The following is a 23,472-nucleotide window of genomic DNA, read 5'->3' as shown; positions in this document are numbered from 1 at the left end:
TAAAACCTATTTTTTTCTTTTTCTTTCTGTTTTCATGTCCTGTTTGGCATCTTTAACATAAGCTTTACAAACTTCATCAGCAGGACCGTACATTTTAATTTTACCGTCCTCTAACCATATGCATGTATCACAGATTTTTTCAATTTGTTTAATTGAATGTGTCACCAGTAAAACGGTTACGCCGTCTTTCATCATGGAATTGATTTTATCCGCACTCTTTTTCCTAAATTTAATGTCTCCAACGGATAATATTTCATCTATGATTAATATGTCCGGGTTAATCTGCGTAGCTATTGAAAAACCCAATTTTGATCTCATCCCTGAGGAATAATTTTTAATCGGGTAATTGATGAATTCTCCCAATTCGGAAAATTCCACAATCTCGTCATACTTTGCATCAATAGTTTTTTCATCGATGCTTAAAAAAGAACCGTTTAGGTAAATATTATTTTTACCAGTATAATTTTTATCAAATCCTGCACCTAATTCCAGTAAAGGTGCTATTTTACCTTTTGTGGTTATTGTTCCGGAAGTAGGTTCATAAATTCCGGACATTATTTTTAACAGGGTACTTTTTCCAGCGCCGTTAAATCCTAGGATTCCCAATTTATCTCCTTTATACACTTTAAATGAGATGTCATCGAGGATTCTTATTTTTTCATGACCTTTTTTGTTTCTTTTAATGGTTCTTATTATAAATTCTTTTAATGTGTCAATTTTATCTTTAGTAACTTTAAATTCCATAGTTAAATGATCAACGTCAATAACGACTTCTTTATCTATTTCTCTAACCAGCATCTCGAGTTCTGATTCTTTTGTGACGAGGTCATATTTGTCGCTTCCCTCATATTCCACAGTTACTTTGTGTTTTCCTGCAGTTAGATTTTCAATAGGTATGCTTGCAAATCCTCGAATATCGGTTTTTTGTCTGTAAACCTTGTCATCAATAGTAAATTTCAATTCTTCTCTGGGTATTGAGGCAAATTTATCATTACGCAATCTTGCATAGTATGCACCTTCATTGTTGACATACATTTTCATTTTTGGCAGATTAAGTCTCACATTAGGTTTTTTTGCGGGTTCTTTTTTAACAGGAGTTTTATTCGTGGTTTTAGGAGGTCTTCTAATCTTTAAATGGGTTTCAATAATTTGTGAATACTCTCCATTCGGATATGTGACAAATACGTCATGTAATCCGTATTTTAAATCTAAATGCAGTTTAACTACTCCTTTCGGATTTGTTTTTTCATAATACACTTCATTGCCTATTTTTATCTTAACTTCTTCATCAACAATAGGCTCACCGTGTTCATCATATGCGGTAATGTAATAGTAATTGTCATCGGATTTAATCATGTTTTTTGAGGCTGCAAACAAAACCATATTTCCATATTTCCATTTAGCGGGAGGTAAAATTTCTTTTTTATCCTCCAATTTTGGAGTATTATCTTTTTTGAAAATATTTCTGATTTTTTCCTTTAAACTCATATTAAAACCTATTATAACTCTAATGCTAATTTTTTATCATACATTTTAAATAAGATTATTCCAATGGCTAATGTAGTTATTCCAAATACTGCCAAATAAGCTAATGAATAGATATCAGGAATAATTCCGTAAACTACACATTGTCTGAATGATGAAATCGCACAATAAATTGGATTTAATGAAAATATTTTTTGGACAGTTACGGGTACGATTTCCATAGGGTAAAACAATGCAGATGCATACATTAAAATTAATGTGAACACTCCATAGAGATGTTCCACATCAGTAAAGTATGTGTTGCATACGGATAATATCAGTCCTAATCCAAAGATTAGCAAAACCATGAAAAACATTGGGATAACTGCAAGTACTATTGTCCAATGGAATTGTGCTCCGGTTACAAACATGACTCCGAATAATATTATAAATGAAATTAAAAAATTTATAAACTCATAACATACTTTACTTATGGTAAACATGTATTTCGGAATATAAATCTTTTTAAGCAGGGATGCATTTGATTTTATTGATTTCATTGCACCGTTTGTAGAACTTTTAAAAAAATCGTATAATACTCTTCCGGATAGGAAATAAACCGGGTAATTTTCGATTTGTCTTCCAAATAACATTGAAAAAATAGCAGTAAACACAAGCATGATTAGCAATGGATTTAAAAAACTCCAAGCTATTCCCAATACTGAATCCTTATACTTTGAAGTTAAATCACGTTTAACCAATTGTTTCAGTAAAAATGTTTTTTCAGAAAATGTATCAAACATTGTTTAACCTGCATTATTTTCTTCTTCTTTCGAATTCTTCAAATATTTCTTCTATATCTATTCCTTTATATACAAGAATGAGTAATGTGTGAAATATTAAATCAACAGATTCATATACTAAATTCTCATCATTTTTGGCGGCAATTAAAACTTCTCCTGCCTCTTCTGCAATTTTTTCAAGAATTTTGTCTTCAGCTTTTTTGTCGCTGTCCTTCATTATGTTGGAAGTATATGAATCGATGGGATTGTCACGTCTGGATTCGAGAACTTCGTATACTTCTCTAATAATTTTTTCATCAGCCATAATTAATCCTCTTTTGATTCCTGATCTTGCATACTTTCAGTTAGTGCGATTAACGGATGTTTATCATCATCAATAATTTCAATGTCGCTAAATGAGTATATTCCTGCCTTATCAGCTGTTTTTTCCATTCCCAGTCTGATGTCCTGGCATAAATCAATGACATATGAATCAACAGTTTCATATCCTCTTTGTGCAGATGCAACCGCTCTGTGGTGTCCGTCCACAAGAATCCATCTGTCACCAGTCTTAACCACAATGGCAGGTTCAGCCAGACCTTTTTCCAATTCATAAGCACGGCCTTCAAGTTCATCAGCATAAACTCTGTCCTGTGTAGGCCTTAATTTATTTGTTTCAACAGCTTCATGTCTTAAGATGGTTTTTATACCATATAACTGTTCCAAAGTTTTTTTGAAGTATTCGACTTTGGTCGGTGTTGATCTTTCAATGTGTGACCTTACCATATCTGTGTTTGTGATGATTCCGACCAATTTTCCGGTTTCATCAACAACAGGCATCCTTGAAATACCTCTTCTGAACATTACACGTGAAGCATCATTAATGGATAAATTCTGATTGGCGACGACCAGTTTTGTTGTCATTATGCCCTGAACTGTATCTGCCCATTTTTTTGCAACGATATCGAATGCGGTAACCATTCCGACTAATTTTCCGTCATCAACTACTGGGTAGCTGTTGTGGTGACTTTCTTTCATTAAATCGATAATGTGGTCGGTTTCAGTATCAGGAGAAACACTTATGACATCCTTTGTCATATAATCTTTAACAAAAGATTTTTTATTTCCCATAATTGCACCTACTCGATATTTTCTTTTAGGAGTTTCACTGTTTCTCCAGGGTCAGCTTTTCCACGGGTTATTCTCATTACCTGTCCTACAAGGAAATTAATTGAAGCCTTTTGGCCGTTTAAATAATCATCTACAGCTTTTGGATTTTCTTCAATGGCTTGTTTTACGGCAGCTAAAACCTCATCATCTTTAACAACACCAAGCAATCCTAATTCTTCAGCAATTTCTTTTGGAGATTTTTCATTGTTTGGCATTTGCTCAATGATTCTTTGACCTGCTTTAACTGTTATTTCTTTAGATTGAACCATATTTAAAAATTCAATAAGATTTTCAGCGCTGATTCCGCTGTCTGAGAAATCCAATTTGTTGTATGTTAAAACTCTCTTAAGTTCATCTCTCATCCATTTTGCTGCAAAAACAGGATCGATTTCTTTTGCAACTTCCTCGTAAGTAATGGATAAGTCGAGTTCGGATGTTAGAACTTTTGCGGTTTCATTGTCAATGCCGTATTCTTCAACAAACCTGTTCATCTTATTGTGAGGGGCTTCAGGCATTGTGTCTAAAACTTTTTGTATTGTTTCATCGGAAATTTTCATTGGAGGTAAATCAGGATCTGTAATGAATCTGTAATCATCTGCATCTTCTTTTAATCTCATTGCAGTTGTAATCATTTGACTTTCAACATATGCACGAGTTTCCTGTTTTGTTTCAACTCCTCTTTCCAAATTCCTTTTTTGCCTGTTTCTCTCAAAGATCAATGCTTTGTAAGCACCTTTAATGGAGTTAACGTTTTTCATTTCCACCCTGTTTCCTCCATTGATGGAGATGTTTACGTCAGCTCTCATGGTACCTTCTCCACGAGCTCCTCCACTGTATTGTAAAACACGAATAAGTTCTTTTAAGAATGTTCTTGCCTCTTCAGGAGATTTGATGTCCGGTTCGGTTACGATTTCAACTAATGGTATTCCTGAACGGTTGAAGTTAACTGTACCTCTGTCAGGTTTAAATTGACCTGGGTCTTCTTCAACGTGTATTTCTCTGATTCTGATACCGTTTAATTCTCCGTTAATTCCGATAGGAACTGATGTTCTCTGATAACCGGATGGCAAGTCAGGATAGTCGTAATGTTTTCTCATAAAGTATGTTACGTCTTGATCAATTTCACAGTTTAACATTAAAGCTATCATTAAAGCGTTTTCTAATGCTTTTTCATTTGTAGGATGTGGTTTTGCACCTGGTTGATTTAAACAAACAGGACAGATGTTTGTGTTGATTGGTGCTTCCTGATAATTTGTTGGACAATCACAAAATAATTTTGATTCGGTTTCTAGTTGTACGTGGATTTCGAGTCCACACATCATATCGACATCGTCACTAATAATAATTCCTCCATGGATAATTTTTTTATATTGTCATAATATTTGTTTTATTCAATTTATAAACATTATTAAAAATAGCATATTTTTCACTAAAAAAATCAGTATTTATTTTTTAATGATTCTTTAATATATCTTTTAATGAACTTATCCAAATCCGGGGAAACTTCACTTTTTTCCGGGCCCAGCATATTTTTGTCAGTAAATGTTCCTTTCAGTTCACGGCCTGCCCATTTTACTTCTTCTTCAACACGTTTTCCGTATTTGGTTCCAAACATTTTAAAAAGAGGGAATTTTGTGATTCCATTAGCTCCGCTTAAGATTAGAATCCCGATATTTGCAAGGTTATCAATCCAGGTTCCGCATATTATTTCAATATCTGGAAATGCCAGTCTGACCCTGGCAACGACTTGGGCATAATAAAGTGATGCCGGCTGGGATGAATTTGCATAAATGGTTTCCTTATGGGGATTCAGTGAGTAGAATATTACTCTGTCGATATTGTGATTTTTAATGTAATCAATAACATAGTTGACATCATCTAAAGTTTCACCAAGTCCTAAAATTATAGTTATTGCTTTTTTAAATCCCAAATCTCCTGCAACATCAAGCATGTTGCTGATGTCATCCAGTTTTTTTGAAGGACAAACTCTTTCATGAATTTTTGGATTCGCAACCTCTACCGCACCGGTAATTCCTTTTATTTCGGATCCATATTCGCTTAATTCATCTGTTATTCCGGTATTCAACCAGACTCCGTCGCCAGTGATGTTTTTTATTGTGGTGGCGATTTCTTTTATTTCCTGTGTTGAAAATGATTCATATCCTCCGGATAAAAATTCTATATTCCAATCGAGGCGGCTGCACATTTCTGCTTCTGCATATATGTTATATATGTTTCTCCTTGCTTTTGTCGGATCTTTGATTTTATTTTTTTGTGTGGACATATAGCAAAATGCGCAATCTCCTTTATCGCACCACCATGATAAGAAAACGGCCCTTTCAAGAGTTATTAAATTGCCGTATTTCTTTAATGTAGTTTCATTTGCATTTTTAATTAAGTCGAATATGTTGGAATCCATATTATGTATATAGTTGCTTAAAGTTTATATATTAGTTTGTATTAATTTATTTATGGAAGACCTGTATTTTAGGTTAAAATTCCAAAAAACCAAAAGCTTTATATACTATTAAATGTATAATTAAAATTACTGTTTAAAGTCGTTTGATTTTTAAACAATGGATTTATTTGGTTAAGTAAGATGGGTGTCTCATGCCATCGTAGCTCAGTAGGTAGAGCGTTCGGCTGTTAACCGATTGGTCACAGGTTCGAGTCCTGTCGATGGCGCTTTTGGGCCCATAGCTTAGCCAGGTAGAGCGTCCGGCTCATAACCGGAAGGTCATGGGTTCGAACCCCATTGGGCCCATTTGTTTAAAAATCGTTATTTGTATATGTATGCTCCGGTGGTGTAGTCCGGCCAATCATTTCGGCCTTTCGAGCCGAAGACTCGGGTTCGAATCCCGGCCGGAGCATTTAAAAATTTGTTAAGATTTTTTGTGGTTTCTACGTATCCTTAGTTTTTTATAGCGGGGGTGCCCGAGAGGCCAAAGGGGACAGGCTTAGGACCTGTTGACACAGGTCTTCCAGGGTTCGAATCCCTGCTCCCGCACTTTAACAATTTTTAACATTTTTATCAATGCCGGGGTAGGGTAGGCGGTCATCCTCCGGGACTGTGGATCCCGGGACTCGGGTTCGAATCTCGGCCCCGGCCCCATTTATAAAACTTTTTTTTAATATTACTTATCAAATGCTCTCTCATTTGTTTTATATACTTTTTAATTTAAATTAATAAATGAGGGTTAAAATGGCTAAAAAAGGTTCAGCAGAAGAAAGAGACTTGGTACATAAACTTTGGGAAAGAAATTTTGCAGCAATGCGTGCTCCTGCATCCGGTGGAGCAACCAAAAATCCGCTTCCTGATGTTGTTGCTGGAAACGGCAAGCTATATCTTGCTATTGAAGTAAAAACAACCACTAAAGATAAAGTTTATATTGATGAGCCTCAAATCACTGCTTTATGTGAATTTTCAAATATTTTTGGTGCAAAGCCGTATATCGGAGTTAGGTTTAAATATACTAAATGGCTATTTTTAGAACCAGAAAATACTCCTCGTACCAGAAACGGAAATTATAAAGTTGAAAAAGATTATGCCCTTGAAAAAGGATTAGAAATCGATGAAATAGCTGGTATCGATAGGCAAATGAAATTTGATTAAATGGTAATCTTTATATATTATTAAAATATATTTAATATTGTATGTTATGTGGGGTTATGGTGTAACCTGGCATCATCTGGGACTCCAGTTGTCTTTGAAGAAAATACGCGTAACTGAACAGTATCCGTTGTGATGAACAATTGGAGTACTGAGGCAAGAGAAATCCCAGGATCGGGGTTCAAATCCCTGTGACCCCATTTTCATAATTAACTTCTTTTCAAAACTTTTAATAACTTTTGTATTTATATTATTTTTCATGAGTTCTGATATTGTTTTTATTATAGGTTTCAATTATGATTCTAACTGTTTTTTGATTAATGGCAATACCTTGGTTGATACAGGCGCCGGTCAAAATAAGGATTATCTGTTTTCAAAACTTAAGGAAAATGGAGTAAATCCTGAAGATATTGAATTGATTGTGAATACTCACTGTCATTTTGATCATATTGGGGGAAATTATTTATTCCCGGATGCAAAAGTCGCAGTCCACAAATTTGATGCGATTTCAATGAAAAACAAGGACACATTAGGAACCGGAGGTAACGCTTTTCTAATTGGTGACGGCGATAATTCCCGAGTGGATATTGAACTTGAGGACGGAGACGAAATAGGTGATTTTGTCGTTATCCACACTCCTGGTCACACTAAAGGTGGAATTTGTTTATGGGACGGTGAAAATCTGATAAGCGGTGACACTATTTTTGCAGGGGGAGGTGTTGGAAGAATGGACATCGGCGGTGATTATCAGGACATGAAAAGTAGTGTTGAAAGATTATTGGAGTTGGATGTGAAAAATATCTATCCTGGTCACGGTCCAACTGTAGAAAATAATGGAAAAGACCATATTAGATTGTCTTATTCCTATTTATAATCTTTTTAATTTTCTAATATTTTAGATACTTTTTTCATTGTTCCTCTTTTGACTACAACAGAAACCTTTTCGCCTCTTGCGATTGTATCGTCAGGTTGAGGAATCTTGAATTTTCCATTTTGGTATGCAGAGATTATAATAAAGTCTTTTGTTGGGGAAACTTCCTTAAAACGTTTTCCTACCATTTTGTCGTTGGTTATTGTCATTTCCAATATTTCCGCATCACCTTCACCAAGGGTGGTCAATGTGGAAACATTAGGATTGGTGACATATTGTGCCAATTCCCTTGCTGCACTTATTTCAGGGCTTATTACTTTGTCTATTCCTACTTCTTTAAAAGCTTCCTCGTGGTCAGGGTTACTTACACGTGCAATGATGTTTGGGACGTTGAATTTTCTAACCAGGATGCATGAAAGCAGGTTTGCTTCGTCGTTACCTGTTGTTGCAATAAAGTAATCTGCATCTTCAATATTGGTTTCATCAAGTAATTTGGAGTTTGTTCCATTTCCACAGATTACAAGAGCGTCCAAATCTGCAGCAACCTCATTACATAATGTCTCATCGCTTTCAATCAATGTGATGTCTGCACCGGAATCAATCAGTAAATTTGCCAGTGCAAGTCCGACACGACCTCCTCCCATAATAATCGCATACATCAAATCGCCTCCCAATTATATTTAATAATCAATATTTAGTTTATGTAAATATAAACTTATCTTTTGAAAATTTCAAAACCTGCTCTCAGTGTAATCAGTACTGGATAAATTTCCAGCCTTCCGGTCCACATGTCAAAAAGACTTATTAGTTTCAGGAAGGGATTTATGGTATTGTTGATTATTCCAAGCTCCAAACCGTTGTTTCCCTGAAGGGACATTGCGGCAAACAAACTTTTAAATGGGTCATATCCGAAAAGACAAAATGCCGCCCATGTAAACATTATAATCATCATGTAAAGGGTTATGAAGTTTCCCGCTTGGGATATTGATTTTTCAGGAATTGTGTGGCCATTTAATTTTACAGGAACAACTCTGCCCTCAGGTGACAAGATTTCTCTGATGTGTCTGTAGATTCCTTTAAAGAATGTTATCATACGTACAAGTTTAATAGCACCTACAGTAGATCCGTTGGAACCTCCTGTAAGCATTAAACACATTAAACATATTATGACGAATGATGGCCAGCCTGACATTGTGAGCGGAGAGGCCACATTGGCTCCGGTGGTTGTAATTGCAGAAACTACCGTAAACAGTAATTCTATAGGTACAATATTTGAGACCAGATATAGCATTAATGTCACAACTGCAATAACGGTGATTATGATTTTAAACTGCAGATCGTTAATTAAAGATTTTCCTTTTGATTTAATAACATTGTAATGAACTAAAAAGCTGGTAGCACCCAGAATCATCAATACTATTGATATTAAATAAATGGCGTTATCATGATAAAATCCCATATTGGCATTCTTTATGCTCATTCCTCCGGTTGATATTATGGAGAATGTATTGCATAAAGCATCAAAAACAGGCATTCCGGCCAAAAGGTATAGTATCATTCCAAAAACAGTATAAATAAGATAAATTTGCAGTGTCTTTTCTAATGTGGCTTTAATACTAGGTTTAATCCTTTCGTTACGGGCTTCTGAATGATATAATTTTGAAGATACTGAACCGGGTTTGGTTAAAACACCAATTACCATCACGACTACTCCCAAACCTCCAATCCATTGTTCAAGTGCTCTAAAAAATAATATGCTGTGTGGAAGTATTTCCACATCCTGAAACATTGTTATACCGGTTCCTGTCAGGGCGGACATACTTTCAAACATGCCGTCTATGAAAGGTATGTGGGTTGCTAGCATAAATACGGTTCCGCCAATAATACTTGCCCATAACCATGCAAAAGCGGAAATCATCATACCGTGCTTAAGTCGCATTATTTTTGTGGTCTCTTCAAAATATTTGAGAAATCCATAACCTAATCCTATTGATATTGCGGCAGGAATGACAAAACTGATTACATCAAATTCAAAATAAATTAAATCAAAAATTAATGGTATAATGCACATTATTCCGATACCAATCATAAGGTATCCGGAATTTCTTGCCACTAAAATCAAATCTGATTTGGTAATATATCTCATCGTGTAATAAATTTGAATAAATGTCTATATAAATTTATAAGTATTATGAAAAATCTAATATAAATTATGGATAAAAAAACTTTATTGTTTTTGGGAATAAGCATTCTCATTTTAATAGTAATGTTGTGGTTTGTAGGAATTGACCAGGTTATTGATGCTTTAAAGGTAGCTAAATTAGAATTTATCGGTATTGCTATAGTCGCACAACTGATTAACTTTTATTTATTTGCTTTACGTTGGAAAATTCTCAATGGACTGGCAGATATGGATGTCGGCATCAGGAAATTGATTCCTATGGTCCTGGTTGGATTGGCTGTAAATAACATCACTCCATCCGGCCGTGGTGGTGGTGAGCCGGTAAGGGCATATATCTTGTCTCGGGAAGAAAATTATCCTATGGAAGAGACATTTGCAACTGTTGTTGCCGACAGGGCTTTGGATACTTTTCCATTTGTAGTTTTAGCAATTTTAACAATTATTGGAATGGCACTGTCCTTTAATTTCGATTTATGGTTGCTAATTTTGATGGTTGCTGCAGTAATTGCTATTGTTGCGATTCTTGTGGTGTTCATTTATATGTGTATCAATCCTAAATTTGGTAAAAGGGTTGATGGATGGATTATAGGTCTTGTCAGAAGATTTTACAAGAAAAATTCTGATGAATTGGAAGACAAAATCCATGGCATCATCGCCGGTTTTCAGGATACCATGAAGATGGTAATTTCAGATAAGCATATTCTTTATTATGCAATTCCATTGTCATTTTTAATATGGTTTTTTGAAATCCTCCGTGTTTATTTCGTGTTTTTAGCATTCGGAGCAAATGTAAGTCTTGTTGTCATTGGGGAAGTATTTATCCTTGCAAGTCTGGCAGGTATGATTCCACTTCTTCCGGGAGGTCTTGGAGCGGTGGACGGAATAATGATTATTTTCTACTCTGCAGCTGGAATTACTCCTTCAATAAGTGCGGCAGCTACAGTCATTGAAAGGCTGATTTCATTTTGGATGCCTACAATATTAGGTATGGTAATTTTACCATATTACGGATCTTCTGTTTTAGATAAGATTTCATTCAGTTCTTCCAATGAAGAAATTGAAGAGGAATTGAAGGAAGACCTTAATGAAGAGGGGTAATGTTTATTATTAACGTGCATTTGGCTCTGACTTTTTTAAGTCGGGACGAACTGCACCATGTCTTTTTTTTGATGTAAGAAATATTTCTCTTACATTATTTTTTCCATTAATTTTTGAAATTTTTTCTTAGCTAACAAATAGAAAACTTTATTTTAATAATGGAATATACTTTTAAATGTTAAGAGAATTAGTTTAATTAATAATTTTTTTAACCTAATTTTCAACTAACTAAATGGTGAAAAAATGGAAATTAATGGCGTAAATATACAAGATACCTTTGCTGAAGGTTTCGGAATTAAAGTATCTAGATTAATTATTACTGCTGCTACCAAACATTTAGCTAAAATTGCAGCTACTGAAGCTACAGGATTTGCTACTTCAGTTATCGGATGTCCTGCAGAAGCAGGTATTGACCAATATGTTCCTCCAACTGAATCTCCAGATGGAAGACCAGGTTATGCAATCATGATCTGCCACATGTCTAAAAAATCTTTAGGCAACCAACTTATGGACAGAATCGGTCAATGTGTTTTAACTGCTCCTACTGCAGCTGCATTCAACGCTTTAGAAAGTGAAGAAGCATTCCCAACCGGAAAACAACTCAAATTCTTCGGTGACGGATTCGAAACCGAAAAAGATGTTAATGGTAAAAAAATGCACGTAATTCCTATCATGTCCGGTGAATTCTTAGTAGAAGATGAAATGGGATGGAAAGATGGAGTAGCTGGTGGAAACTTCTTTATCATGGCTGACAGTCAAATGGCTTCCATTGTTGCAGCTGAAGCTGCTGTTGATGCTATTCACGCAGTTCCTGGTGTTATCACTCCTTTCTCCGGAGGTATGGTTGCTTCTGGTTCCAAAACTGGTTCCAAATACTCTTTCATGAGTGCATCTACCAACGAAAAAGAATGTGTAACCTTAAAAGACCAAGTGGAAACTGAATTACCAGAAAACGTATTCGGAAACATGGAAATCGTTATTGACGGTGTAGATGAAGAATCCGTTAAAGCTGCTATGAAAGCAGGTATTGAAGCTGCTTGCCAAGTACCTGGTGTTATCGAAATCGGTGCTGGTAACTACGGCGGTAGTTTAGGACCTTACCAAATCCACTTACAAGAATTATTCTAGGAGAGTTCAACTCTCTTTCACTTCTTTTTTTTAAATTAACTTCTTGAATAAATAATATATTTTTTTATACTCTCCTGACCAATAGTTTAATATATGTTCATTATTGATGGACAGTTATCATTAAATGGGGGATAGTATGAAGCGATTTAAGATTTTCAATTTTATTTTGATTCTGTTCGTTTTATTTCTGTGCATGTGTATCGTTTCAGCTCAGGACAACACAACGCAAAGTTTTAAAGACGGTGCAATACTTGATGGGGTAGATGACCAACATATTATTGACGATGCATCTGATTTGCAGAAAACCGATACTCAAATTGAAGTGGATGACCTTGTTTCATATTATAAGGAAAAAAGCAATGTTGTAGGATATCTTAAGGACAATAACGGAACTCCTATTAAAGATAAACAGTTAAGCATATGTTTAAATGGAAAACAGTATAGTCGAACAACTGATTATTTGGGAAAATTCACGTTGCCTTTAAGTTTGAAGCCGAACACATATAAATTATCAGTCAAATTCCTCGGTGATGAAAATTTCACTTCAAATGGGCAAAATGCTGTTGTAAAAATTAAAAAAGCACCTCTTGCCATTAAGATGAGCAATTACAACACTTATGTTGATTCTGACTTATTTTTTAAAGTAAAGGTTTACAATAAAATAACTGGAAAATCAGTTGAAGGAATTAAGGTTTTATTTAAGGTCTATTCCACAAAAACCAAGAAATATTCATATTATTACAGTACAACTGATAATAATGGTGTTGCAGCATTAAATAAAAATTTAAGGATAGGAACCTATAAGATTTCCACTCAAATCAGGGATTCAAAAAATAAAAACTACATTTCATATAAAAATTCCAAAAACAAGGTTACAATGAAAGTTAAACCTACTGCCGAAACCGGATGCTGTTCATTTTACCTGCAGACCAGTTCAACAGAAAGTGTGGCAGGTTTCAGGCGTGATGCCACCAATGCACTTACAGTTTACATAAAACATGTTAAATGGCATGGCAGAACTGCCATAAAACAGTATAAATTAAGTAACTCTTACTTTTTCCATTCTATTACAACATCCGACGGATGGATGATTGGAACTGGGGGAATTGACAATCCAAGCATCAACAGGGCAATTGAAAATCTTGCGGGAAAAATGGTTAAGGCAAACAAGATTAAAACCTCCTACCTTAAAAAGATTAAAAACTATGAAAGGCGATTGGGTCTTGGTCACTTCTCAATCAAGGCGCCCAACGGAAAATTTGCGGTGGTTTGGCTGAACGGCTACCATACTGGCAAACTGAAACCTGGTGAGTATATCAGCGTTCCTAACCTGAAGTCATGCTATAGGCACGGCACTTATGCCAAATTCAGCAATGACCTGTTGAAAGCTGCCGTAAAGGTCGGTGCAACTGATGTATTTGGAGTAAATAGGCGAGATATTACTCTTTTCCATTGGAAATCAACAACCGATAAAAATTTCAAGACAACTTCGCTGGTCAAGGTTTACGCTTCCAATGACAACGGCCGGATGGTCGGCAGGTCTACTGGTTATCTGAAGGACAATATTTACTACAAAAACAAATTTGTAAGTAAAAATAAACTTCCATCCAGTCCTAAAATGAAACATTTGGGTACTCATAAGTTTGGAAATATCGGTAAATTGGTTAAAATTCCGACTACAATAAAAGCACCTGCTGTTACAAACGAATTCAATCAGACAAAATATTTCAAGGTTACAATAAAAAATAAAAACACTAAAAAGCCGGTATCCAATCTAAAAATAAAAGTTAAAGTATATATGCATAATAAAACAAAGTCATATACACTTAAAACAGATAAGAATGGTGTTGCTAAGTTAGATACTAAAGACTTTTTAACCGGTTCTTACAAGGTCGTTCTGGCACCGGCTACAAATAAATATTTAATTTCAGGCAAAAGCACTATTAAAGTAAAAAATTAAGGGGAAATTTATTTCTCTAATTTTTTTTCATCTGGGTTTGGGGTGGATCTATGAAAAAATACTATAAAAGAACGTTGATACTTCTGTTAGTGTTAGCAGCAGTAATCATGAGTACTGGTTTTGTTTCAGCTTCAGAAAACATAACTGGCGATGTCGTTGATGAAAGTTCATTTCAAGAACTGATTGGGGAAAATCTCGCAGAATCAGTTGATTCGGATGATTCAAAAATCATTACTCAAATTGATATAAAAAATACTAATTCATATTATAAAGAAAATGTAAATGTTGAAGTCAAACTCAAGGACTCAAATGGTACTCCATTGGCCAATAAAAATGTTGATGTTTATTTCAATGGAAAGGTTGAAAATAAAACCACTGATGGCAGTGGTAAACTAATTTTATCTTACAATGCTTTAAAGCCAAGTAATTATAAATTAAACGTAAAATTTGCCGGTGATGAAAATTTCACATCATCAGATGCAAATTTCAATGTTAAAGTTAATAAGGTTCCATTAGCAGTAAAAATGAGTAATTTCAAAACTTATTATAAATCCGGCTCATTTTTCACAGCAAAGGTCTACAATAAAATAACAAAAAATCCTGTTAGCGGAATCAAAGTTCAATTTAAGGTTTACTCACTTAAGACCAAGAAATATTCTTACTATTATGCAACAACCAACAGCAAAGGGGTTGCAACATTAAAGAAAAATCTTAAAGTCGGAACATATAAGATATCTGCTCAGATTAAGGATTCCAAAAATAAGAAGTATATCTCATACAAGCCTTCAAAAACTAAAGCAACAATGAAGGTCAAATCTTCACCTGGTGAGGACTGTTGTTCATTTTTCCTGCAGGTAAGTGCTACCGAATCCGTTGCCGGCTTTAGAAGGGACAATACTGCAATGACTACAATCACTATTAAAGAAGATAAATTGGGAGGCATACCTGTAGTGAAACATGTAAATGCCGGTGGTTTTGTTCATCTGATTGTTTTTGCTAACGGATGGATTGTAGGTAACGGCGGTCTGGATTCACTTGATTTCATCAACTCCATGCAAAAATTGGCTGTGGACATGGTTAAATCAAATAAGATTAAAAAATCTTCCCTGCAAAAGATATACAGGTACAAACACAGCATAAACTTCGGACATTTCTCAATCAAGGCACCTGATGGAAGATATGCTGTCGTCTGGAAAAACAAGATTATCACAGGCAAATTGAAACCTGGTGAATTTAGCTGTTCTCCAAATTTCAAGGAATATTATCGTCACAGCACTTATAAAAAATACAGCACCAATCCTGCCAAAGCAGCTATTAAAGTAGGTGCAACTGACCACTATGGAGTTAACAGAAGACAGGTTGTTGCACTTCACTGGAAAGCAACAACAGATAAAAATTTCAAAACTACCTCTTCAATCAAGGCATATGCGGCAAATGATAACGGTAGATTTGTCGGTGTTTCTTCTGGAAGATTGGTTGATAATGTAAAATTCAAGAATAAGTTTTTCAGTGCACATAAGCTTCCTAAAGTTCCTAACAAGAAATATCTCGGTGTGCATAAGTTTGGAAATATTGACAAGCTAGTTAAAATTCCAACAAAAATCTCCGCTCCAAAGGTAACAAACGATTTTAATCAAACTAAATACTTTAAAGTCACTATTAAAAATAAAAATACCAACAAAGTGGTGAAAGGGCTTAAGATAAAAATCAAAATTACTTCCGTTAATGGAACTAAAACTTATTCTGTTAAAACGGATAAAAAGGGTGTTGCTAAAATCAATACAAAAAATTTCCTGATAGGGTCATACAAGGTTGTTTTAGCACCTGCCACCAATAAATATCTGATATCTGGTAAAAGTGGAATTAATATAGTATAATTTCACTTTTCAATTTCTTTTCTTGTTATTTCAGAGATTTCTTTATTTGTTAAATTAATTCCCAGTATTTCTTCGTTTTTTTCCAAATCTTCAAGCAGTTTGTCGAAGGTTTCAGCGTCGGGTCCTGAAATAACATGTGAATGTATATTATTTACGATTTTATAAAGGTTTTTTATTGATTCCATTTTGTCATCGTGTGTTTTCAAGTAATTTTTAAACTCTTTGGCGTCAGTTAAATCATTTTTTTTAATTTCACGCACTAATGGGGTTTCAATTCCTGGCAAATGGTATTGGATGTTTTCAAGGGTACAGCCATGCTTTGATATTATTTCAAATTCGTCAAATATTTCATCCAGTTCATGTCTTACGGTTATGTTTAGAAGGTGTGGTCTTGCAGATTCAAAGTATAAGTCTTGACCTCCAATGACTTCAGGAGACACGACCTTATTTGCACCTGCCTTTTTAAGTCTTGAAACATTTTCTAATTTGCTTGCTCTGCTTACAATCCATGCGTTTGGATTGGTTTCACGTATAGTCAGAGAGATAAAGATATTTATCACGTCATCGCCGGTGCACAAAATCACGCTTCTGCATTTTTTACCGGCCAGCTTTGAAATCAAATCGTTATCTGTCGCATCTTTGTGAAGAATTATGAGAGAATCGGTTTCTTCAAGGTCCTCCACTGCTTCTTCGTTTTTATCGATGAGGATTACATTCTGATTTCTTCTCTGCAATTCATCCAAAACAACTTTTCCCACTCGTCCATAACCGCATATTATATAATAATCATCCATTTTTTCAATTACTTTCATTTTTCGCGCTCCTCTTGAAAATAAAATCATTCTTTCCTGGAAACTTGTTAACATCACATTGAATACATAAGCAAGCAGAGCAACTCCTGATAGAGCCAAAGTTGTTGCAAATACTTTTTGGATTCCTGTCGTTGGGATATAATCTCCATAACCTACAGTGGCCATTGTAATGACAGAATAATAAACAGAATCAACAAAACTCAAATCCATAATGAAATAAGAACCGAGTATTCCATATATAAATAATATAATTATTAAAATTAGTCCGCTTGTGATGTATTTTTCGGGCAGTTCCTTTAAAAGTCTCAATGTAATTTTTCGCATAAAAATGTTCCTTGAATTAAGATAATTATATTTATTAATAATTGTTATATTTTAATTTAAAGGTGATTTTTTGGACCCAATTGATATGATGGTAACAGATTATAATTGTGAATATTTGGGATTGTCCCGTTTATGCTTAATGGAATCAGCCGGAAAATCTCTCGCTGAAGAAGTAGGAAAAATTGCAGTCTATACATTTTCAAAGCCGGTAAAAGTAATTATTTTCACAGGTTCCGGCGGAAATGGTGGAGATGGTTTTGTAGCGGCAAGATATTTATTGAACCGGGGGTATGATGTCGATGTCTACATGTTGAAAGACAATATCCATTCATCCGAAGCTAAAACCAATTTTGAAATATTGCAGAATATGAAGCCACGTTTGTCACGCTTAAAAGTCTTTAATTTAAAATCACTAGAAGATATTAACTCCTGTGAACTGGCAAAAACTGCTGAAAGTGAATATGTAATTGTTGATGGACTTTTGGGAACTGGAATTAAAGGTAAACTGCAAACCAATATTCGAAGAGCTATTGAGATAATCAACGATTCCAACGGAATCAAAATCAGTGTGGACGTGCCTTCCGGAATGGACCCTCTAACGGGTGAAGTCGATGACTTGGCTGTAGTTCCGGATTACACTATCAGTTTTCATAAGATTAAGACCGGAGTCCGCCATGCTGAAGAGGAAATTGTTGGAGGTCTTGTCACTGCCGACATTGGAATCCCGTTCGAAGCGGAATACTTTGTTAACTATGGAGATTTTCTCAGGCTTAAAAACAGGTCATCAAATTCTCATAAGGGAAACAATGGCAGATTATTGATTGTGGGCGGAAGCAAGGATTATTCCGGAGCTCCTGCCATTGCAGGGATGGCAGCCATTGGTGCAGGTGCTGATTTAGTGTATGTTGCAAGTCCTGAAAAAGCGGCTGAAGCTATCAAATCAACATCTCCTGATTTGATTGTTAAATCATTGCCTGGAGACAACTTGTCTTTAGACCATGCAGATGAAATATTGGAATTGTCTGAAAATGTTGACGCTGTACTTTTGGGTCCTGGAGCGGGAATTTGTGATGAAACATCAAAGCTTTTCAATGTATTGGCGACAAAAATTAAAAAACCTATTGTTTTGGATGCCGACAGTCTAAAACAGGTGAATTTGTCCCTGATTAAAAATCGTGATGATGTAATATTGACTCCTCATATTTTTGAGTTCAGGTCATTTTTCAATGTAAACGAAGATTTGAAACTGGATATCGATTCATATGACTTTGGAAAGGTTGATGAAAATATCACTGAATTTCAAAAAATCTCCCGCCAGATTAGCGGAACAGTTATTGTCAAAGGCCAATATGATCTGATTTTGTCCGGAACAAAATTCAGGATTAATAAATCCGGAAATCCTGGTATGACTGTTGGAGGAACAGGTGATGCACTGGCAGGGATTGCAACAAGTCTTTTAACTCAGGGTTTAAATTCATTTGATGCTGCATGTTTGGCTGTTTTCATAAATGGCCTTGCAGGCGATAGGGCTTATGATATGAAAGGTAATGGATTTTCAGCTACGGATTTGGTTTTCCACATTGGTGGCGTGATAAAAGATGGATTATGTTAGAGGAATTTTTAAAAACCGTCCCAACCGTTTCATAGCAGAAGTTGAAGTTAATGGAAGTCTTGAAATTGCTCATGTGCCAAATACTGGCAGATGTAAAGAGTTATTGATTGATGATGCCGTTGTATGGTTAAAACCTTCTGATAATCCGAATAGAAAAACTAAATTTTCACTTCATTTCGTTGAAAACAGGGGAGTTCTGGTATCACTTTACTCTCAGCAAGCCAATGCCATTGTATATGATGCAATCATAAATGGTAAAATAAAGGAACTTGCAGGCTATGATTTTCATCAAAGAGAAAAAAGCATAGACAATTCAAGGATAGATTATACTTGGAAAATCAAGATGGCGAATCTTGCTTTGTTGAGGTTAAGGGCGTAACACTGATTGTCGGTGATGAGGCCAGATTTCCAGATGCTCCAACAGAACGGGGCACAAAACATCTAAAAGAATTGATTAAACTTAAAAAAGAATGCAATCGTTGTGTAGTATTTTTCCTCATTCAGCATCCGCTGGGCATGTTCTTCAGACCGAACTGGGAAAATGATCCGAATTTTTCACAAACGTTAAATGAAGCTTATGAAAATGGTGTTGAAATACTTGTTTATAGATGCGACAATCAATTGGATGGAATCGAATTGATTGAGGAGTCATTGGATTTTGATTTGGGACAATGTTTCTCCGATAGCGTCGTTGATAACTAAACTTGCAAGATTGTCATAGGCAGTTTCACTTTTGTTAATCAGAACAAGATTTTTGCTGTTGAAATAATTTATCAAACCGGCAGCCGGATAAACGACAAGTGAAGTTCCTCCAATTATCAATGTTTCGGCATTTGAAATGTAATCTATTGCAAAACTTAAAATCGCATTGTTTAAAGGCTCTTCATATAACACCACATCAGGCTTTACGATTCCGCCGCATTCACATTTTGGAATTCCTTCGCTTTCTAAAATGTGCTCCAGTCCATATTCCTTATCGCAGATTTGACAGTAATTTCTATGGATGCTTCCGTGAAGCTCCAAAACGTTTTTGCTGCCTGCCTTTTGGTGAAGTCCATCAATATTTTGGGTGATAACTGCTTTTAGTTTTCCAGCCTTTTCCAAATCTGCAAGAGCAATGTGTGCAGCATTTGGTTTTGCATCATTAAATACAAGTGTGTCTTTATAATATTCGAAGAATTCTTCGGTGTGGTCCAGATAGTAGCTATGTGAGATTAGGTTTTCAGGCGTGTCTCCGTATTTTTCCAGGCTTTTGAATATTCCGCTTTCGGACCTGAAATCAGGAATTCCGCTTTCTGTTGAAACTCCTGCACCTCCGAAAAACACAATATTGTCGGATGAATCAATTATTTCCTGCAATTCGTTAATTTTAGACATGATTTAATCTATATGACTAGTAATTATTAATTTTTTCCTAAAACTTTTAATAGGATTTTCAATATATTAACTATTAGTAAGTTGTTATTATTTATGGGGGTTTGTTGTGGATAACAGTAATTCTAATCTTGATTGGATGGTCTATTGGTCTTTACCGATGTTTCAACCTCGTAACAGCCAGATAAAACTTATTAATAAGATTAATTGGGCTATTGGGGAAGGATATAAAAACATTATCCTGGAAGCCGGGACAGGAACAGGTAAAAGCGCCATTGCTACAACTTTGGCCAATATGTATGAAGATTCCTATATTCTGACTATGACAAAGCAGCTTCAGGAACAGTACTTGGATGACTTCGGGGACATGCTTGTTGAAATCAAAGGCAGGGGAAATTATGAATGCAACTATAAAGGCAGCTGTGATTTTTGCATTAAATCCGAGTATAATCTAAAACCATGTGGGGACTGTGATTTCAGACTCGCATTCAACAAGGCAAAAGAGGCTGAAAACGTCATTACAAACTATGATTTCATGTATTATATGGGTGTGGCCAACGGTAACTTGGATTCACGCAAATTACTGATTTTGGATGAAGCACACAATCTTGAGCGTAAAATGCTGATGCTGTCCTCACATTCTCTTAACCGTGAATATATTGCAATTAAATTTGGAATTGACATCTTTGCTCCACTTATGAGTGGTGAAAAATCATATAAGTATCTCAAAAGCAATACTGAATATTGGATTGGGCTATGTGATGAACTTGCAGGTAAATGCAAGGCAAAAATCAAGGAAATTGAAGGTGAAGGCAAAACCACCGTTCAGGTTACGCTTGATGAGTTTGAAAACGACCCGTCCAGATTTTCCAATTTTGACTTTGTCGAAAAGCAGGAGCTGGAAACAGAAATGAAATCATTTGCAGAAATCAGCTTGGGTCTTGCTTTTGAAGAACTGATTATAGACTTGCCGGAATATGATTCAATCAAAGATAATAAGATGGACATTTCCGCAGAATTTAAACCTTTTTCAGTTTCCGAAGAGACACAAAGTCTTTTGGAGTTGGGTAATGTCCGTATATTTCTGACTGGAACCCTGGGAAATAAGGACAAGTTCTGCAAATGGAACAACATAAATCCTGATGAAACCTATTATATCTATGAAAAAAGTCCATTCGACTTGGACAAGCGCCCAATATATGTTGATTTTGTTTGTAAGATGAGTGGAAAGACAAGGGGGATTCCGAACTGGAAAAACGATAAGGCTATCTTAAAAATAAAGGAGATATTGGATAGGCATAAGGGTCAAAAAGGAGTTATTCACACCTCCAGCAATGAACAGGCATTTTGGATTATGGACAGGTTAAGGGAATATCCTTTGGTATTCGTTGGTGGTGAAGATAGAAATTACATATTAAAGGATTTCACACAAAACGATGAGGATGTTGTTCTTATAGGAGCATCAATTAAGGATGGTGTTGACTTTAAAGGGGATTTGTGTCGTTTTCAGATAATGTTTAAGGTTCCTTATCCTCAACTGAACGAGCAGGTTTTGTATCGTAAATCTCTGGATCCTTCATGGTATTATTATCAGGCAGTAATGGCTATCATGCAGGCATATGGGCGTGGAATACGGGATGAAGATGATTGGTGCGTAATGTATATAATAGATTCGGATTTCGGATATCTGTTTGATTTCAATAAAAGTTTTTTCAATGAGTATTTCACTGAAGCTATTCAAAAAAAGAAGTAAAGGATAGCTTGAAAGCTATCTGTTTAATTTTTGGTAATTCTGTGCTTGAAGACCGTGGTATTTAATCATACCTTCAACTTCCCTCTGGTCAGTTTCTTTGTCTTCAAAGGTAATTTGTTCTATGCTGTGTAAGCTGAATGGAGATTTTCTAACAATAGGTTGGATTGAACCTTTGAATATTTTCATCACGACTTCTCCGCTTACTCTTTCTTGCATTTTGTCAATTGCCTGGTCAAGGTCTTCTCTTAATGGTTCTTGCCATAAAGCTCTGTAGACCAAATCAGCATATAAAGTTGACATGTATTCTGCAAATCTTAACTCATCAGTTGTTAAAACCAATTCTTCAAGAGCTTGGTGGGCTGGAATTAACAGTTTTGCAGCAGGGGTTTCATATATTTCCCTACTTTTAAGGCCAATCATTCTGTTTTCGATTGTATCGACTCTTCCAATACCGTGAGCTCCGGCAATTTCATTTGCCTTTTTGATGATGTCAATCAATGGCATCATTTCGCCGTTAATTGCTATTGGGACACCTTCTTCAAATTCAATGGATACTTTTTCCGGTTCGTCTTTTGCATCTTCCCAGGAGGCAGTCCATTCGTAGATGTCTTCAGGAGGTTCATTTGCAGGATCTTCTAAAACGTCTCCTTCAATTGCTCTTCCCCAAAGGTTTTCGTCAATACTGTAAATTTTATCATAGCTTAATTCGATACCTTTTGATTCTGCATACTCTTTTTCTTCTGTTCTGGTTAAGTTCATTTCTCTGATTGGCGCAATGATATCTAAATTAGACATTGCACGAATAACTGCTTCGAATCTGAATTGGTCGTTACCTTTTCCGGTACAGCCGTGTGCAATTGCAGTTGCTCCTTCTTTTTCAGCAACTTCTAATATTTTTTGTGAGATTAATGGTCTTGCAAGAGCAGTACTTAATGGGTATCCTTCGTATTCTGCATTTGCTTTGATTCCACGTGCGATGTATTCGTTTGCAAATTCCTCTTTGGCATCGATATTGTAGTGTTTTAATCCACCGATTTTGGATGCCATGGTTTTTGCTTTTTCCATTTCTTCTTCGCCTTGTCCAACATCTACACATGCAGTAATAACTTCTACATCATATTTTTCTTCTAATAATTTAACGCAAACTGAGGTGTCAAGACCTCCACTGAATGCTAAAACTACTTTATCAGTCATTTAATCACCATAAATAATTCAATAAGAATTAATCAATTATATTTATATTATTAATAGTATTTAAAATTTTTAAAAGTAGTTGTTTTAAGATTATTCGTTATTAATGTTAAAAAAATAGTTGGCAGAAGAAAACTCTTAATTGAGGGAGGATAATTGAGGTTGATGTTATATGCGTTTGTTTTGAAAACCTCAATTAAGAGTAATAGTAAAAAATTATTTTTTTTACTTCAATATTATATTGAAATTTATTGTATATAAATG

19 protein-coding genes, 6 tRNA genes and 1 pseudogene are annotated in these 23,472 nt (G+C 35.3%); 15 read left to right on the top strand and 11 right to left on the bottom strand.

Going from position 1 to position 23,472, the window contains the following annotated elements; genetic code table 11:
• Positions 1–6: 6 nt before the first annotated feature.
• The 6 genes from ACKI2P_RS11960 to ACKI2P_RS11935 all read right to left on the bottom strand — a co-directional run bounded on the left by ACKI2P_RS11960 (position 7) and on the right by ACKI2P_RS11935 (position 5,844).
• Complete coding sequence (locus ACKI2P_RS11960; protein WP_407377825.1) at positions 7–1,488, bottom strand: ABC transporter ATP-binding protein; 1,482 nt, start codon at positions 1,486–1,488, stop codon at positions 7–9.
• Between the two features lie 11 nt (positions 1,489–1,499).
• A complete protein-coding gene (locus tag ACKI2P_RS11955; protein WP_407377824.1) occupies positions 1,500–2,267 on the bottom strand; it encodes an ABC transporter permease in 768 nt (255 codons plus the stop codon).
• 13 nt (positions 2,268–2,280) lie between these two features.
• Complete coding sequence (hisE, locus tag ACKI2P_RS11950) at positions 2,281–2,571, bottom strand: phosphoribosyl-ATP diphosphatase (protein ID WP_407377823.1); 291 nt, start codon at positions 2,569–2,571, stop codon at positions 2,281–2,283.
• Between the two features lie 2 nt (positions 2,572–2,573).
• Positions 2,574–3,377 carry a CBS domain-containing ParB/RepB/Spo0J family partition protein gene (locus ACKI2P_RS11945; protein ID WP_407377821.1) on the bottom strand — a complete coding sequence of 268 codons (804 nt, stop codon included), beginning with the start codon at positions 3,375–3,377 and terminating at the stop codon, positions 2,574–2,576.
• A gap of 8 nt (positions 3,378–3,385) precedes the next feature.
• The gene (gene gatB, locus ACKI2P_RS11940; protein WP_407377820.1) at positions 3,386–4,738 is read right to left on the bottom strand and encodes an Asp-tRNA(Asn)/Glu-tRNA(Gln) amidotransferase subunit GatB; all 1,353 of its coding nucleotides are present in this window, start codon (positions 4,736–4,738) and stop codon (positions 3,386–3,388) included.
• 116 nt (positions 4,739–4,854) lie between these two features.
• Positions 4,855–5,844 (bottom strand): radical SAM protein, encoded by a 990-nt coding sequence (locus ACKI2P_RS11935; protein WP_407377841.1) that lies wholly within the window; start codon positions 5,842–5,844, stop codon positions 4,855–4,857.
• A gap of 184 nt (positions 5,845–6,028) precedes the next feature.
• On the opposite strand from ACKI2P_RS11935, the gene ACKI2P_RS11930 reads away from it, so the two are divergent.
• The 8 genes from ACKI2P_RS11930 (at position 6,029) to ACKI2P_RS11895 (ending at position 7,900) form a co-directional block, all read left to right on the top strand.
• A tRNA-Asn gene (locus ACKI2P_RS11930) sits at positions 6,029–6,101 on the top strand.
• Between the two features lie 5 nt (positions 6,102–6,106).
• Positions 6,107–6,180, top strand: a tRNA-Ile gene (locus tag ACKI2P_RS11925).
• A 31-nt stretch (positions 6,181–6,211) separates the two neighbouring features.
• Positions 6,212–6,286, top strand: a tRNA-Glu gene (locus tag ACKI2P_RS11920).
• A gap of 54 nt (positions 6,287–6,340) precedes the next feature.
• Positions 6,341–6,423: transfer RNA gene (locus tag ACKI2P_RS11915), tRNA-Leu, on the top strand.
• A gap of 29 nt (positions 6,424–6,452) precedes the next feature.
• Positions 6,453–6,528: transfer RNA gene (locus tag ACKI2P_RS11910), tRNA-His, on the top strand.
• 90 nt (positions 6,529–6,618) lie between these two features.
• Positions 6,619–7,029 (top strand): Holliday junction resolvase Hjc, encoded by a 411-nt coding sequence (gene hjc, locus ACKI2P_RS11905; protein ID WP_407377818.1) that lies wholly within the window; start codon positions 6,619–6,621, stop codon positions 7,027–7,029.
• 50 nt (positions 7,030–7,079) lie between these two features.
• A tRNA-Trp gene (locus tag ACKI2P_RS11900) sits at positions 7,080–7,226 on the top strand.
• 59 nt (positions 7,227–7,285) lie between these two features.
• On the top strand, positions 7,286–7,900 hold the full coding sequence (locus tag ACKI2P_RS11895) for an MBL fold metallo-hydrolase (protein ID WP_407377817.1): 615 nt from the start codon (positions 7,286–7,288) through the stop codon (positions 7,898–7,900).
• Positions 7,901–7,905: 5 nt separating this feature from the next.
• Here the strand turns inward: ACKI2P_RS11895 and ACKI2P_RS11890 are convergent, their stop codons facing one another.
• Together ACKI2P_RS11890 and ACKI2P_RS11885 are read right to left on the bottom strand one after the other, a co-directional pair.
• Positions 7,906–8,556 (bottom strand): potassium channel family protein, encoded by a 651-nt coding sequence (locus tag ACKI2P_RS11890; protein WP_407377815.1) that lies wholly within the window; start codon positions 8,554–8,556, stop codon positions 7,906–7,908.
• Positions 8,557–8,612: 56 nt separating this feature from the next.
• A complete protein-coding gene (locus tag ACKI2P_RS11885; protein WP_407377814.1) occupies positions 8,613–10,043 on the bottom strand; it encodes a TrkH family potassium uptake protein in 1,431 nt (476 codons plus the stop codon).
• 66 nt (positions 10,044–10,109) lie between these two features.
• Between ACKI2P_RS11885 and ACKI2P_RS11880 the strand changes: the two genes are divergently transcribed.
• The 4 genes from ACKI2P_RS11880 (at position 10,110) to ACKI2P_RS11865 (ending at position 16,142) form a co-directional block, all read left to right on the top strand.
• A complete protein-coding gene (locus ACKI2P_RS11880) occupies positions 10,110–11,177 on the top strand; it encodes a UPF0104 family protein (RefSeq protein WP_407377813.1) in 1,068 nt (355 codons plus the stop codon).
• Between the two features lie 243 nt (positions 11,178–11,420).
• Positions 11,421–12,305: a formylmethanofuran--tetrahydromethanopterin N-formyltransferase gene (gene fhcD, locus ACKI2P_RS11875; protein ID WP_407377811.1), complete on the top strand. Its 885-nt coding sequence runs from the start codon at positions 11,421–11,423 to the stop codon at positions 12,303–12,305.
• Positions 12,306–12,441: 136 nt separating this feature from the next.
• Positions 12,442–14,265, top strand: a complete 1,824-nt coding sequence (locus ACKI2P_RS11870) for a hypothetical protein (protein WP_407377810.1) — start codon at positions 12,442–12,444, stop codon at positions 14,263–14,265.
• A 50-nt stretch (positions 14,266–14,315) separates the two neighbouring features.
• Positions 14,316–16,142 carry an Ig-like domain repeat protein gene (locus ACKI2P_RS11865; RefSeq protein WP_407377808.1) on the top strand — a complete coding sequence of 609 codons (1,827 nt, stop codon included), beginning with the start codon at positions 14,316–14,318 and terminating at the stop codon, positions 16,140–16,142.
• A 2-nt stretch (positions 16,143–16,144) separates the two neighbouring features.
• On the opposite strand, the gene ACKI2P_RS11860 is transcribed toward ACKI2P_RS11865, so the two are convergent.
• A complete protein-coding gene (locus ACKI2P_RS11860; RefSeq protein WP_407377807.1) occupies positions 16,145–17,278 on the bottom strand; it encodes an NAD-binding protein in 1,134 nt (377 codons plus the stop codon).
• 70 nt (positions 17,279–17,348) lie between these two features.
• Between ACKI2P_RS11860 and ACKI2P_RS11855 the strand changes: the two genes are divergently transcribed.
• Both ACKI2P_RS11855 and sfsA read left to right on the top strand, forming a co-directional pair.
• On the top strand, positions 17,349–18,890 hold the full coding sequence (locus ACKI2P_RS11855; protein WP_407377806.1) for an NAD(P)H-hydrate dehydratase: 1,542 nt from the start codon (positions 17,349–17,351) through the stop codon (positions 18,888–18,890).
• Positions 18,877–19,592 (top strand): annotated as a pseudogene (gene sfsA / locus ACKI2P_RS11850) (DNA/RNA nuclease SfsA). Before ACKI2P_RS11855 ends, sfsA begins: the two are co-directional and overlap by 14 nt.
• On the opposite strand, the gene ACKI2P_RS11845 reads toward sfsA, so the two are convergent.
• Positions 19,539–20,267 (bottom strand): NAD-dependent protein deacylase, encoded by a 729-nt coding sequence (locus ACKI2P_RS11845; protein WP_407377804.1) that lies wholly within the window; start codon positions 20,265–20,267, stop codon positions 19,539–19,541. The pseudogene sfsA and the gene ACKI2P_RS11845 sit on opposite strands and share 54 nt — an antisense overlap.
• Before the next feature lie 106 nt (positions 20,268–20,373).
• Here ACKI2P_RS11845 and ACKI2P_RS11840 point away from each other — a divergent pair, with 106 nt between their 5' ends.
• A complete protein-coding gene (locus tag ACKI2P_RS11840; protein WP_407377803.1) occupies positions 20,374–22,017 on the top strand; it encodes a helicase C-terminal domain-containing protein in 1,644 nt (547 codons plus the stop codon).
• A gap of 15 nt (positions 22,018–22,032) precedes the next feature.
• On the opposite strand, the gene ACKI2P_RS11835 is transcribed toward ACKI2P_RS11840, so the two are convergent.
• The gene (locus tag ACKI2P_RS11835; protein ID WP_407377802.1) at positions 22,033–23,211 is read right to left on the bottom strand and encodes an argininosuccinate synthase; all 1,179 of its coding nucleotides are present in this window, start codon (positions 23,209–23,211) and stop codon (positions 22,033–22,035) included.
• Positions 23,212–23,472: the final 261 nt, after the last annotated feature.

Source organism: Methanobrevibacter sp., assembly GCF_045541095.1.
Classification (GTDB): domain Archaea; phylum Methanobacteriota; class Methanobacteria; order Methanobacteriales; family Methanobacteriaceae; genus Methanocatella.
This window is presented reverse-complemented; position numbering and strand designations above follow the sequence as displayed.